The sequence below is a fragment of the Kitasatospora sp. NPDC090308 genome, assembly GCF_044769485.1.
Lineage (GTDB): Bacteria > Actinomycetota > Actinomycetes > Streptomycetales > Streptomycetaceae > Kitasatospora > Kitasatospora fiedleri.
The window spans coordinates 190502-204363 of sequence record NZ_JBIVXY010000012.1 but is presented as its reverse complement, the minus strand read 5'-3'; the positions used below and the strand labels follow the sequence as shown (position 1 = coordinate 204363).

The 13862-nt window shown below is 74.8% G+C and carries 8 protein-coding genes; 7 read left to right on the top strand and 1 reads right to left on the bottom strand.

Features of this window, described 5'->3' with window-relative positions; genetic code table 11:
• Nucleotides 1-150: 150 nt before the first annotated feature.
• Nucleotides 151-2520, bottom strand: a complete 2370-nt coding sequence (locus ACIQVD_RS25420; protein WP_402291801.1) for a DEAD/DEAH box helicase — start codon at nucleotides 2518-2520, stop codon at nucleotides 151-153.
• A 222-nt stretch (nucleotides 2521-2742) separates the two neighbouring features.
• Here ACIQVD_RS25420 and bldG point away from each other — a divergent pair, with 222 nt between their 5' ends.
• The 7 genes from bldG (at nucleotide 2743) to tmk (ending at nucleotide 13773) form a co-directional block, all read left to right on the top strand.
• Nucleotides 2743-3084: an anti-sigma factor antagonist BldG gene (bldG, locus tag ACIQVD_RS25415; RefSeq protein WP_100837540.1), complete on the top strand. Its 342-nt coding sequence runs from the start codon at nucleotides 2743-2745 to the stop codon at nucleotides 3082-3084.
• Between the two features lie 171 nt (nucleotides 3085-3255).
• Complete coding sequence (locus ACIQVD_RS25410; protein WP_111553788.1) at nucleotides 3256-3672, top strand: ATP-binding protein; 417 nt, start codon at nucleotides 3256-3258, stop codon at nucleotides 3670-3672.
• A 325-nt stretch (nucleotides 3673-3997) separates the two neighbouring features.
• Nucleotides 3998-4717, top strand: a complete 720-nt coding sequence (locus ACIQVD_RS25405; protein ID WP_402291800.1) for a small secreted protein — start codon at nucleotides 3998-4000, stop codon at nucleotides 4715-4717.
• Between the two features lie 148 nt (nucleotides 4718-4865).
• Entirely contained in the window at nucleotides 4866-6359 is a 1494-nt protein-coding gene (locus tag ACIQVD_RS25400; RefSeq protein ID WP_402291799.1) for a methyltransferase, read from the top strand.
• A gap of 201 nt (nucleotides 6360-6560) precedes the next feature.
• On the top strand, nucleotides 6561-7103 hold the full coding sequence (locus ACIQVD_RS25395; RefSeq protein WP_402291798.1) for a hypothetical protein: 543 nt from the start codon (nucleotides 6561-6563) through the stop codon (nucleotides 7101-7103).
• Between the two features lie 442 nt (nucleotides 7104-7545).
• Complete coding sequence (topA, locus tag ACIQVD_RS25390) at nucleotides 7546-10434, top strand: type I DNA topoisomerase (protein WP_402291797.1); 2889 nt, start codon at nucleotides 7546-7548, stop codon at nucleotides 10432-10434.
• 78 nt (nucleotides 10435-10512) lie between these two features.
• Complete coding sequence (gene tmk / locus ACIQVD_RS25385) at nucleotides 10513-13773, top strand: dTMP kinase (protein ID WP_402291796.1); 3261 nt, start codon at nucleotides 10513-10515, stop codon at nucleotides 13771-13773.
• The last annotated feature ends 89 nt before the right edge of the window (nucleotides 13774-13862 follow it).

Here is a 13862-nt window from a genome sequence, read left to right as displayed (position 1 = left end):
CGGGCGGGTCCGGTCTGGGCCTGGGGCGAGGGGGCCGACGCGGCGGCGTTCACCGCAGGACGGGAACCGTCGCGGCAACGAACGCGCCCGGGAAGCGCGGTGACGGGCGTTCAGGTAGGCATGCAGGTGGGCGTCCGGGCGGACGGCAGGTCAGCCGTTCTCGACCGGTCCCTCCTCGCCGACGCCGTCCGGGGCGGTGGCCCGGGTCGGGGCGCCGGCGAGGAGGACGGTGAGCAGGCGGATCGCGGCGGCCTTGTCGAGCGGCTCGTTGCCGTTGCCGCACTTCGGGGACTGGACGCAGGACGGGCAACCGCGTTCGCACTCGCAGGCGGCGATGGCGTCCCGGGTGGCGGTCAGCCACTCGACGGCGCGCCGGAAGCCGCGTTCGGCGAAGCCCGCGCCGCCGGAGTGGCCGTCGTACACGAAGACGGTCGGCAGGCCGGTGTCGGGGTGCAGCGGGACGGAGACGCCGCCGATGTCCCAGCGGTCGCAGGTGGCGAACAGCGGGAGGAGTCCGATGGAGGCGTGCTCGGCGGCGTGGGCCGCGCCGGGAAGCTGGTCGAACGGGACGAGTGCGTCCAGGAGCTGGTCCTCGGTGACGGTCCACCAGACGGCGCGGGTGCGCAGCGTGCGGGGCGGCAGGTCGAGCTTGCTCTCGCCGAGGACCTCGCCGGTGGAGATCCGCTTGCGGAGGTAGCCGACGACCTGGTTGGTGACCTCCACCGAGCCGAAGCCGAGCCGGGCCTCGCCCCACTCCTCGACGGTGTCGGTGGACAGGATCGAGATGGAGGTGACGTCCCGGGCGGAGGTGGTGTACGGCGGGTTCGCGGGGGAGACCAGGGCGACCGAGGACTCCAGGTCGAACTCGCGGACCAGGTAGGTGGCACCCCGGTGCAGGTGGACGGCCCCGGTGTGCACGGTGGTGTGCGCGGCCTCGGCGTCCACGGTGCCGAGCAGCCGCCCGGTGTCGGCCTCGACGATCTGCACGGGGCTGCCGCCGCTGCCGCGCAGGTCGACGCCGTCGGCGGCGCGCTCGCGGCGGGTCCAGTACCAGGAGCCGTCCGAGCGCCGCCGCAGCAGGCCGCGCCGCTCCAGCACCGGCAGCAGCGGTGCGGTGGACGGGCCGAACAGCTCCAGGTCGGCGTCGGTGAGCGGGAGTTCGGCGGCGGCCGCGCACAGGTGCGGGGCCAGCACGTGCGGGTTGTCCGGGTCGAGGACGGTGGCCTCCACCGGGGTGGCGAACAGCGCCTCGGGGTGGTGGACGAGGTACGTGTCCAGCGGGTCGTCCCGGGCGATCAGCACCGCCAGCGCCCCCTGGCCCTCCCGGCCCGCCCGCCCGGCCTGCTGCCACAGCGAGGCCCGGGTGCCGGGGTAGCCGGCCAGCAGGACGGCGTCCAGGCCGGAGACGTCCACGCCGAGTTCGAGGGCGGAGGTGGAGGCCAGGCCGAGCAGCCGACCGGTGTGCAGGTCGCGTTCCAGGGCCCGGCGCTCCTCGGCCAGGTAGCCGCCCCGGTAGGCGGCGACCCGGGCGGCGAGCGGCTGGCCGAGCTGCTCCTGGGCCTGCAGCGCGACCAGTTCGGCGGCCCGCCGGGAACGGACGAAGGCCACCGTGCGGGTGCCGCCGTGCACCAGGTCGGTCAGCAGGTACCCGGCCTCGGCGGTGGCGCTGCGGCGGACGGGCGCGCCGTGCTCGCCGACGTTCTCGGTCAGCGGCGGCTCCCACAGCGCGAACACCAGCGGGCCGCGCGGCGAGCAGTCCTCGGTGACGGCGGTGGCGGGCAGGCCGGTGAGCCGCTCGGCGGTGACGGCCGGTTCGGCGGTGGTCGCCGAGGCCAGCAGGAAGGTCGGCTCGGAGCCGTAGCGGGCGCACAGCCGCCGCAGTCGGCGCAGCACCTGGGCGACGTGCGAGCCGAACACGCCGCGGTAGGTGTGGCACTCGTCGACCACGACGTACCGCAGCGCCTTGAGGAAGGAGGACCAGCGCGGGTGGGCCGGGAGTATGCCGCGGTGCAGCATGTCGGGGTTGGTCAGCACGTAGGACGCGTACTGGCGGACCCACTCGCGCTCCTGCGGCGGGGTGTCGCCGTCGTACAGCGCCACCCGGACGCGGTCGGGGACGAGTTCGGCGGCGCGCCGGCGCTGGTCGGCGGCCAGCGCCTTGGTCGGTGCCAGGTACAGCGCGGTCGCGCCGCGCCCGTTGCGGGCCTCGGTACCGGTCAGCAGGTCGCTCAGCAGCGGGGCCAGATAGCCCAGCGACTTGCCCGAGGCGGTGCCGGTGGCGATCACCGTGGTCCGCCCGGCGGCGGCCAGGTCCATCGCCTCCGCCTGGTGCGCCCAGGGCAGCACCACGCCGAGCCCGGAGGCCGCCGCGACGACTTCCTGCCGGATTCCTTCCGGCCAAGGCGCATACCGGGCCGCTCGGGCGGGCAGGTGCTCCGTATGGGTGAGGCGGTCAGACCTGCCGCGCCCGTGGGAAAGGGCAGTGAGCAGGGCCTCGGGCTGGTGGTGACGGGGCGGCATGAAGACCCAGTGTGTCACCGGCGTGACGGAGAATCGCTGTTAACCATCGTGCGGCCGTAGCCGCAGGTGGTTGAATGAGGCCCGTGACGGCCGCATGGCCGAGGGCCGCAACGCTGAGGCTCCGACCTGCCGGTTCGTCGCGCCCTGGCCCTGCGACCCTGCGGTGGCAGCCGCTGGGTTGAAGATCGCAATGACGTAGCAAGGCAAGGTGCTGGAGGTTCCGTGGACCTGTCCCTGTCGACCCGTACTGTCGGCGATCGCACGGTCGTCGAGGTTGGCGGCGAGATCGATGTGTACACCGCGCCCAAGTTGCGCGAGCAGCTTGTCGAGCTCGTCAACGAGGGCAACTACCACTTGGTCGTGGACATGGAGGGCGTCGACTTCCTCGACTCCACCGGTCTCGGCGTGCTGGTCGGTGGCCTGAAGCGGGTCCGTGCGCACGAGGGTTCGCTGCGCCTGGTGTGCAACCAGGAGCGCATCCTGAAGATCTTCCGGATCACCGGTCTGACCAAGGTGTTCCCGATCCACAACTCGGTGGACGAGGCCGTCGCGGCGACCGACTGACGTCTCCCGTCGGTCGGCCGTTCCCATCGGTCGCTCCCACCGCATCACTTCGATCGACCGTCGCCGGTCGGCCGGGCCCGTCGCCCTGCCCGACCGGCGTGGTCGGTGTCCCCGCCTCCGCCGTGCGGGCCGGTGTGCCCGGCGGCGGTGGAGTAACCCCGGAGGGGAGACATGGCAACCGTCGAACTTCGATTCAGCGCGCTTCCCGAGCACGTGCGCACCGCCCGGCTGGTGGCCGCCGCGGTGGCCAGACGCGCGGGGGTGGACGAGTCGGTGCTCGACGAGTTGCGCCTCGCCGTCGGTGAGGCCTGCTCGCGCGCGGTGGCGCTGCACCAGCGCAACGGCATGGGCGGCGCGGTCCGGGTGGCGCTCACCGAGCAGGAGAAGCGGTTCCTCATCGAGGTCGCCGACGAGGCCGGACCGGCGCACGCCGCCGGTGCCGCCGCGGGCGGCGACCCGGAGGACGAGGACGCGCTCGGCCTCGCGGTGATCACCGGCCTGGTCGAGGACGTCGAGGTCGGCAACGGCTCCGACGGCGGCGTGATCCGGATGAGCTGGCCGGTCACCCCGGTGTCCGTCTCGGTCTGACTGGGGGGCGGGAGGCCGCTCCGCCGGCTCGTCCGCCCATCGCCTCGTCCGCCCATCGCCTCGTCCGCCCACCGGGTCCGTTCGGGCGGCCCGGTTCGTTCCGGCAGCGCTGTCCGTTCCGGTGGCGCTGCTCGGTCCGTCGTACGTACCGCCTCGGCAGGTCGAGCGAGGCGGTGCTTCGTCGTTCCCGGGCAGGTGCTGAGCTGCCCGGATGCCGTGGGTCGCGGCCTTCCCGCCGGGGCGGTCCGGGCGGGCGTGTAGGTTCGCTGGCGATGCCCGGAGCCGGGTGTCAGTGACCGAAAGGGCCCCGGTGAAGAAGCGACTGGTGACCGTCCCCGTGCTCGGCGTGCTGTTCGCGCTGGCGGCGGTCGGCTGCTCCGCCGACGATTCGTCGGCGAAACTCGACGGCTGGGCGAAGAGCGTCTGCGACGGCGCGAAGGACCCGATCACCCAGTCCAAGGCGGCCCTCGCGGACACCGCGGACGTCAAGCAGGGCGAGGCCCCCGTCGACCTGCAGAAACGGCTCTCGGCCGACCTCGCCTCGCTCGCCACCACCAACCAGCAGCTGGCCGACGCGGTCCAGAAGGCCGGGGCGCCGAAGATCGACGACGGGGCGAAGGTCCAGCAGGACGCCGTCAACGAGCTGAAGCAGGTCGCGCAGGGCTACCTGGACGCGCAGAAGAAGCTCGACGGGCTGACCAGCGCGGACCAGGCCAAGTTCGCGGACGGCCTGCGCAGCGTCGGGGACCAGGTGCAGCAGCTCTCCCAGGTGTCCACCTCCGCGCTGGCCACCCTGCAGAGCGGCGGCCTGGGCGAGGCGATGAAGAAGCAGCCCGGCTGCAAGGCCGGTACCGCCACCGCCGGAACGGGCGCGTCCGCCGCGCCGACCGGCGGCGCGGGCGCGACCGGCACCGCTGCCCCCGGCGACAGCGCCTCCCCGGCCGACCCGGCGGCCTCCGGCAGCCCGTCCGGGTCCGCCGCGTCCGGGTCGACCGCGTCCGGGTCCGCTGCCGCGTCCGGTTCGCCCTCGTCCGCCAAGAGCTGACACCCCGTCGGTCCGCACCCCTCCGAACCGACGCGCCCCGACCGACAGGCCCGGCCCGGTGGGCCCGGACCGGCGGGCGGGGCGATCCTCGCGTGGGACGGGGGAGAATGGCGGGGTGACGAACAGCCCCGTTCTTGATTCCGGCCGGATGGCGGAGTTCCGCGAGGCGCTGCTGAGCGCCTCCTTCACCGCCGACGGACTGCTGGACCTGCTCGGCCCGACCGCGTACGCGGCGCTGGCCCGCAGCGAGGCCGTCCCCGCGCTGCGGGCGACCCGCGGCGGCTCGCCGCTGGAGACCCTGGTGCGGCTGTTCCTGCTGCAACGGGCCGTGCCCAGGGCCGCGGCCGCCGCCGCGCTGCCGGTCGACGCCCTGCTGGCCGACGGCTGGCTGACCGCCGACGGCGACGAGCTGCGCGCCACCGTGGACGTGCGGCCGTACGCCGACGAGGTCGCCGGGCTGCCCAGCGCCGACGCCTGGGTGGTCTCCGACCTGGGCTGCGCCGTCGGCGGCGCGGGCGGGATCGGCTCGGGCCGGACGGCCACCGGGGTCGAGCGGCGCGACCTGGTGCTCGGGGTGGGCGGGGCGTCCACCACGCTGGCCAACCTGACGGTGCGCCGACCGGTCCGCGAGGTGCTCGACCTGGGCTCCGGCTCCGGCGTGCAGGCCCTGCACGCGGCCCGGCACGCCCAGCGGGTCACCGCCACCGACCTCAACCCGCGCGCCCTGCACTTCACCCGGCTGACCGCCGAGCTCTCCGGCTTCGACCAGGTCGAGACCGCCGGGGGCAGCCTGTACGAGCCGGTCGGCGAGCGCCGCTTCGACCTGATCGTCTCCAACCCGCCGTTCGTGATCTCCCCGGCCGGCCGGTTCACCTACCGGGACGGCGGGATGGCCGGCGACGAGCTGTGCCGCCGCGTGGTCCGCGGCGCGGCCGCCCACCTGGCGCCCGGCGGCTACTGCCAGCTGCTGGCGAACTGGCAGCACGTCAAGGGCGAGGACTGGCGCGAACGGTTGGCCGGCTGGGTGGCCGGCACCGGCCTGGACGCCTGGGTGGTGCAGCGCGAGGTGCAGGACGTCGCCCAGTACGCCGAGCTGTGGCTGCGCGACGGCGGCGACCACCGCGGCGAGGAGTACGCCGCCCGGTACGAGGAGTGGCTGGACGACTTCGAGGCGGCCGGCGTCGAGGGCATCGGCTTCGGCTGGATCACCCTGCGGGCCTCCGGCGCGACCGACCCCGTGGTGCGGATCGAGGAGTGGCCGCACCCCGTCGAGCAGCCGCTCGGCCCGCACATCGAGGAGTGGTTCGCCCGGCAGGACTTCCTGCGCGCCCACGACGACGCCGGGCTGCTGGCCGCCCGCTACCTGCTCGCCGACGAGGTGGTCCAGGAGCAGATCGGCGACCCCGGCTCGGAGGACCCGGAACACGTGGTGCTCCGGCACAACCGGGGCATGCGGCGGGCCACCAAGGTCGACACGGTCGGCGCGGGCTTCGTCGGCGTCTGCGACGGCACCCTGGCCGCCGGGGAGATCGTCGACGCGATCGCCCAACTGCTCGGCGAGGACCCGGCGCAGCTGCGCGAGCGGGTGCCCGAGTCACTGCGGCTGCTCACCGAGCAGGGGTTCGTCGAGCCGGTCCGCTGAGCCCGCGGGCCGCGACCCGCTGTCGCGCCGCCGCCCTGCGGAGTCCTGCGGAGTCCTGCGGAGGACCGGTCCCTCACCCGGGGCGGGTTCACCTCGCCGTTCCCCACCCGTGGCCGGGCGTACGCCGGGCGTCCGCCGCCGGTTGTCCACCGGGTGCCAGGGTGCTGTCCACAGGCTGTGGAAACGCGGGGGAGGGCCGGGGTGGAGACGCCGACGACGCTGGTGGGCGGGGCGGTCCTGACGGTCTTCGGGAGCGCGCTGCTGCTGTGGTGCGCCGTGGAACTGCGTCTTCGCCACCGCCTGCGGCGGTACGGGGTGCCCGCCACCGCGCAGGTGGTGGCCGATCCGGACCCCGCCGCGGCGATGGACGGCAGCCCGCTGCTGTCCTACCCGGTGGCGTCGCCCGGCGGCCGGACCGGTCTCGCCGCCGATTTCCCGGCCGACCTCCCGGCCGACCTCGCGGTCGTGGCCGACGCCGGTGCGGGTACGGTTCACGAACTGCGTCCGCTCGCCGCGCACCGCCTGGTGCTGGCCCGGCCGCGCGGCAACACGCCGCTGCGCCGCCCGGCCCGGCTGATCCCGGGCGCGGCCGTCCAGGTCGCCTACGACCCGCGCCGTCCGGACCGGGTGGTGCTGGCCGCCCACGAGGAACTGCCCTCGCTGCCGGCCGACCTGTTCTGGGCGCTGCTCGCCACGTCCGCGCTGGCCGGGGGCCTGACGCTGCTGGCCCTGGCACTGCGCTGACGCTGCCGGCAGGTCCCCGCTGAACGTCCCGACCGACGCCTGCGGAGCGCGTTCTTCCGCTTGGCGTCCGCGCACCGTCCGGGCGGTTCCCGACGGGTTCCCGACGGGTTCCCGGACGGTTCCCGAGCGGTTTCCGGACGGCGGGGGAGAGGCGGATCGGGCCGCTCCGGAGCGGGTTCCGGCCGTTCGGGGGCGGGCCGTTCGGACCCGGTGGAAGGCGTGGTTGCCGGGGAAAGACATGCCCCGGGGCCGGTCGCCGGGTTACCGTTCGAGTGGCGTCGGTCGGCCTTGCCGGTGAAAAAGCAGGTTCCGTCCGTTTGACAAGGGTGGCCGGGGTACGGTCACACTCCGCTGGTGGGGCCGTCGCGCTGCGGCAGCCCGGGAGCTGTCGCGCTGCGGCAGCCCAGGAGCTTTGGTAAACGACCGGGAGAGAAGAGCGAAGGTGTCCCCGAGCAGCGAGACCGCGCACGGCAAGCGACTCGTCATCGTCGAGTCGCCGGCCAAGGCCAAGACGATCAAGGGCTACCTCGGGCCCGGCTACATCGTCGAGGCCAGTGTCGGTCACATCCGTGACCTGCCCGGCACGGCCGCCGAGGTCCCGGACGAGTACACCGGCGAGGTGCGCCGCCTCGGCGTCGACGTGGACCACGACTTCGCCCCCATCTACGTGGTGAACCCGGACAAGAGGTCCCAGGTCACCAAGCTGAAGTCGTTGCTCAAGGAGTCCGACGAGCTCTTCCTCGCCACCGATGAGGACCGCGAGGGCGAGGCCATCGCGTGGCACCTGCAGGAAGTGCTCAAGCCCAAGGTGCCGGTGCACCGGATGGTCTTCCACGAGATCACCAAGGACGCCATCCAGGAGGCCGTGCGCAACCCGCGGCACCTGAACAAGCGCCTGGTCGACGCCCAGGAGACCCGCCGCATCCTGGACCGCCTCTACGGCTACGAGGTCTCCCCCGTGCTGTGGAAGAAGGTCATGCCGAAGCTCTCGGCGGGCCGCGTCCAGTCGGTGGCGACCCGCCTGGTGGTCGAGCGCGAGCGCGAGCGGATCGCCTTCACCTCGGCCTCGTACTGGGACCTGGTCGGTACCTTCGGCACCGGCCGCACCGCCGCCGACGCGGCGAACCCGGAGTCCTTCGGGGCCCGGCTGGTGGCGGTCGACGGCAAGCGGGTCGCCACCGGCCGCGACTTCGGCCCGGACGGGCGGCTGAAGAGCGCCGCGACCACCCTGCACCTGGACGAGCAGGCCGCCCGCACGCTGGCCGCCGCGCTCCAGCAGACCGCGTTCAGCGTCCGCAGCGTCGAGTCGAAGCCGTACCGCCGCTCCCCGTACGCGCCGTTCCGCACCACCACGCTGCAGCAGGAGGCCAGCCGCAAGCTGGGCTTCGGCGCGAAGCGGACCATGCAGGTGGCGCAGAAGCTGTACGAGAACGGCTTCATCACCTACATGCGCACCGACTCGACCACGCTGTCGGAGACCGCGATCACCGCGGCCCGCGCCCAGGTCACCCAGCTGTACGGGGCCGACTACCTGCCGTCCGCGCCGCGCACCTACGCCTCCAAGGTGAAGAACGCGCAGGAGGCGCACGAGGCGATCCGCCCGTCCGGGGACCGCTTCCGCACGCCCGCCGAGACCGGGCTGGGCGGCGACGACTTCCGGCTGTACGAGCTGATCTGGATGCGCACCGTCGCCTCCCAGATGAAGGACGCGGTCGGCCAGTCGGTCACCGTCAGGGTCGGTGGCCGCTCCGCCGACGGGCGGGACGCCGAGTTCTCCGCCTCCGGCAAGATCATCACCTTCCACGGCTTCCTGAAGGCGTACGTCGAGGGCGCCGACGACCCGAACGCCGAGCTGGACGACCGCGAGCGCCGGCTGCCGCAGGTCACCGAGGGCGACCCGCTGGCCGCCGAGAAGCTCACCCCCGAGGGCCACGCCACCAAGCCGCCGGCCCGCTACACCGAGGCCTCGCTGGTCAAGGAGCTGGAGGACCGGGAGATCGGCCGCCCGTCCACCTACGCCTCGATCATCGACACGATCATCAACCGCAAGTACGTGTTCAAGAAGGGCACCGCCCTGGTGCCGTCCTTCCTGTCCTTCGCGGTGGTCAACCTGCTGGAGAAGCACTTCGGCCGACTGGTCGACTACGACTTCACCGCGAAGATGGAGGACGACCTCGACCGGATCGCGGCCGGCCAGGCCGAGTCCGTGCCGTGGCTCAAGCGCTTCTACTTCGGCGCGGGCGCGGGCGCGGCCGTCGGTGCGGTCGGCGCCGCCGCCGACGCGGGCAACGGCGACGGCGACCACCTCGGCGGCCTCAAGGAGCTCGTCACCGACCTCGGCGCGATCGACGCCCGGGAGATCAGCTCCTTCCCGGTCGGCGACGGCGTCGTGCTCCGGGTCGGTCGCTACGGCCCGTACGTGGAGCGCCCCGCCGCCGTCGAGGGCGAGACCGGCCAGCGCGCCGACGTCCCCGAGGACCTGCCGCCGGACGAGCTGACCGTCGAGCTGGCCGAGGAGCTGTTCGCCAAGCCCAGCGGCGAGCGCGAGCTCGGCACCGACCCGGTCAGCGGCAACCCGCTGGTCGCCAAGGCCGGCCGGTACGGCCCGTACGTCACCGAGGTGCTGCCCGAGGGCACCCCGAAGACCGGCAAGAACGCCGTCAAGCCGCGCACCGCCTCGCTGTTCCAGTCGATGGACCTGGACACCGTCACGCTGGAGGACGCGCTGAAGCTGCTCTCGCTGCCGCGGGTGGTCGGCGCCGACGCCGAGGGCAACGAGATCACCGCGCAGAACGGCCGCTACGGCCCGTACCTCAAGCGCGGCACCGACTCGCGCTCGCTCACCAGCGAGGACCAGCTGTTCAGCATCACCCTCGACGAGGCGCTGGCCATCTACGCCCAGCCCAAGGCGCGCGGGCGGGCCGCCGCCGCGCCGCCGCTCAAGGAGCTCGGCAACGACCCGGTCAGCGAGAAGCCGGTGGTGGTCAAGGACGGCCGGTTCGGCCCGTACGTCACCGACGGCGAGACCAACGCGACGCTCCGCAAGGACGACGAGGTCGAGACCATCACCCCCGAGCGGGCGTACGAGCTGCTCGCCGAGAAGCGCGCCCGCGGGCCGGTGAAGAAGACCGCCAAGAAGGCCCCGGCGAAGAAGGCGACGACGGCGAAGAAGGCCACGGCCACCAAGACCGCGGCGGCCAGGACCGCGGCCAAGAAGACCGTCGCGAAGAAGACCGCGACGGTGAAGAAGACGGCGGCGAAGAAGACCACCGCCAAGGCCGCGGCGGGCGAGAAGTCCGCCGCTGCCGACGGCGGTTCCGAGGAGAGCTGACGGACACTCCGTAACGGGCCTGTTCGAATTCGGGCGGGCCCGTCAAGGACGGGCACCCGCACTCGCTACGCTGACCGTATGACGAGCGAGGAGCTGCCCCCCACCGCACGCACCGCCGCCCCCGGCCTCCCGGAGGTCGCCCCCGCCGGGACGCCCGGTGAACGGGCCCGTGCGCTGCTCCGGCTCCGGCCCTACCGGAAGCTGTGGACCACCCAGCTGCTCGGCGGTGCCGCCGACCGGCTGACCCTGCTGGTGCTGGTGCCGCTCACCGTGCTGGCCGCCGTGCTCGGCGGCCAGTTCGGGCACGGCTACCGGGCGCTCGCGCTCGCCGTCGCCGCGGTGTTCGCGGCCCGGCTGCTGGCCACCGGGCTGGTCGGCGCCGTCCTGCTCGGCCCGGTGCACGCCCTGGTCGGCGGGAAGCTCGACCGGCGCTGGAGCCTGCTCGGCGCCGACCTGGCCCGCGCCCTGCTGGTCGGACTCGCCCCCTGGTGGGCGGTCTGGACGCCCGGCTCGGCGATCTGGCCGCTGCTCGGCACCGCCTTCCTGGCCGGCGCCGCCGAACGGGTCTGGACGATCGGCAAGGCCGCCGCCGTCCCCGGCCTGCTGGCCGTCCCCGAACAGCCCGGACCGCCGTCCGCCGCCGCGCTGGACGCCGTCCGCACCCTCGACCTGCGCACCGGCTGGGCCGCCCTGCCGCTGGCCGCCGCCGGGCTGATCGGCTTCACGCTGCTCAACAACGTGCTGGCCGCGCTCGGCCTGGACTGGCTGCGCGACCACCAGCTCACCGTCGCCGCGCTCGGCACCACCGCCCTGTTCGTCGCCAACGCCGCGCTGCTGTACTTCCAGGAGCTCCCGGCCGGGGCCACCGCCGCGCCGCGCTCCCCGCTCCAGGGTCTGCGCGCGCCCGTGGACGCCCTCCCGTCGCCCACCACCACCCTTGCCGGAGACGCTTCGCGTCGCCCCTTCGCTCGCCCGTCCCTGAAGAAGGGCCGCACCGGCTCCGCCCCCTACTTCACCTTCTCGATCGCCGCCGCCTACGCCTCGATGGCGGGCGTCACCGCGCTCGGCCTGCTCACCGCGGGCGAGCACCTGGCCGGACCGATCGGCTACGGCCTGCTCGTCCTGGCCGCCGCCGGCACCCCCGCGCTCGGCATCCGGCTCAGCCGCGCCACCCTGCCCGGCCTCTCCCGCCGCCGGCTGCTCGCGCTCGGCCTGGTCACCTCCGGCGTGGCGCTGATCCTGGCCGGGCTGGTCCTCGACTTCGTCCTGGTGCTGCTGTTCACCGTGCTGGCCGGCCTGGCCGCCGGCGTGGTGATCGCCACCGGGCGCGGGCTGCTCGCCCAGGAGATCGAGGAGATCCGCCTCGGCCAGGTCACCGAGCACCTGTACGCCGTCCTGCGGGCCGTGATCGGCGCCGCGCTGGTCGGCATGCCGCTGCTGGCCGCCGCGTACGGGCAGGTCGCCCTCGGCGAGGTCGGCCGGGGCAGCTTCACCTTCATCCACGACGGCGCGGCGCTCGCGGTCTCCACCGCCGGGCTGCTGACCCTGGCGCTGGCCGCCGTCGTCCTGCTCAAGACCGACGACCAGCGCGGCGTCGTCCCGTTCGGCCGCGAGCTGGCCCAGGCCGTCCGCGGCCGGGCCGAGATCGCCCCGCACCGGGCCGCCGGCCAGGGCTACTTCATCGCGCTGGAGGGCGGCGACGGGGCGGGCAAGTCCACCCAGGCGCAGGCCCTCGCCGAGTGGATCCGGGCCAAGGGCCACGAGGTCGTCCTGACCCGCGAGCCCGGCGGCTCCCCGATCGGGCAGCGGCTGCGCGCCCTCGTCCTGGACGTCGGCAACACCGGCCTGTCGCACCGGGCCGAGGCGCTGATCTACGCCGCCGACCGGGCCGAGCACGTCGAGAACGTCATCCGCCCGGCGCTGGAGCGCGGCGCGGTCGTCCTCACCGACCGGTACATGGACTCCTCCATCGCCTACCAGGGCGCCGGCCGCGACCTGGCCGCCACCGAGGTCGCCCGGATCTCCCGCTGGGCCACCGGCGGGCTGGTGCCCGACCTGACCGTCGTCCTGGACGTCGACCCGACGGCCGCCCGGGAGCGCTTCACCGAGGCGCTCGACCGGCTGGAGTCCGAGCCCACCGAGTTCCACCAGCGGGTCCGCTCCGGCTTCCTGGCGCTGGCCGCCGCCGACCCGGCCCGCTACCTGGTCGTCGACGGCACCCAGCCCGCCGCCAACGTCACCACCGCGATCCGCCACCGGCTCGACCGCGAGCTGCCGCTCTCCGGCCAGGAGAAGGCCGCCAAGGCCGAGCAGGAGCGCAAGGCCCGCGAGGAGGCCGCCCGGCGCGCCGCCGAGGCCGAGGCCGCCCGCAAGGCCGCCGAGGAGGCCGAGCGCAAGCGCCTCGCCCTGCTGGAGCAGCTGCGCGCCGAGCAGGCCGAGAAGGACCGCCTGGCCGCCGAGGAAGCCGCCCGCGTCCAGGCCGAGGCCGCGCGCAAGGCGGCCGAGGACGCCCGGATCGCCGCCGAGGCGGAGTCCGCGCGACGGGCCCGGGAGGAGGCCGAGCGGCGCGCCGCGGAGGCCGCGCGGGCCGAGGCGGCGGAGGCGGCGGCGCGCGAGGCCGCGGCGGAGGAGGCCGCCCGGGCCGAGTTCGCGCGCCAGCGCGAGCTGCAGCGGGAGGAGCAGCGGCGGCGCGCCGAGGAGGCGTTGCAGCGGGCGGAGGACGCGCGGCGGGCCGCGGAGGCGGAGGCGGCTGCCGCGCTGGCGGCGGAGGCTCCGACGGCTCCGACCCCGGCTGCGCCCGCTCCGGCTGCTCCGGCTGCGCCCGCTCCGGCTGCGGCTCCGGCGGACGAGACGGCGGTGCTGCCGAAGGTGGAGTCCGACGTGGAGACCACCAGGGAGCTACCCAAGCCCGGGACACGGGGTGCCGGCCCGAAGGGTTCCCGGCCCGGGTCCGCTTCCGGGTCCGGCGCGGGGGCTGGGGCGGCCGGGCGGCCGGCGGTGGACGAGACCGCGGTGCTGCCGAAGGTCGGGGGCGTGGACGAGACCGCGGTGCTGCCGAAGGTCGGAGGCGTCGAGGAGACGGCGGTGCTGCCGGTGGCGGACCCGGCCCGGCAGGCGCCCCGGGCGCTGTTCCGGGACGAGCCCGACTCCGCGCAGACCCGCGAGCTGCGGCCCCGGCCGGAGTGGGCGGAGGAGACCCCGCTCGACGACCTGCCCAGCCTGACGGACAGCCTGCTCGGTTCCCGCGAGGAGTGGGCCCGCTGGGAGGTGGCCGAGCCCGAGCCCGGCCAGGACGAGCAGCAGCCCAAGAAGGGCGGCTGGCGCCGCCGCAAGGACTAGGTCCCGTCCGGGTGGACGGGACGGCGTGAGCAGGGGCGCGGGGAGCCGCGCGCGGGGTCCGTGCCCCGCGCGGTTCCCCGCGCCGCTGC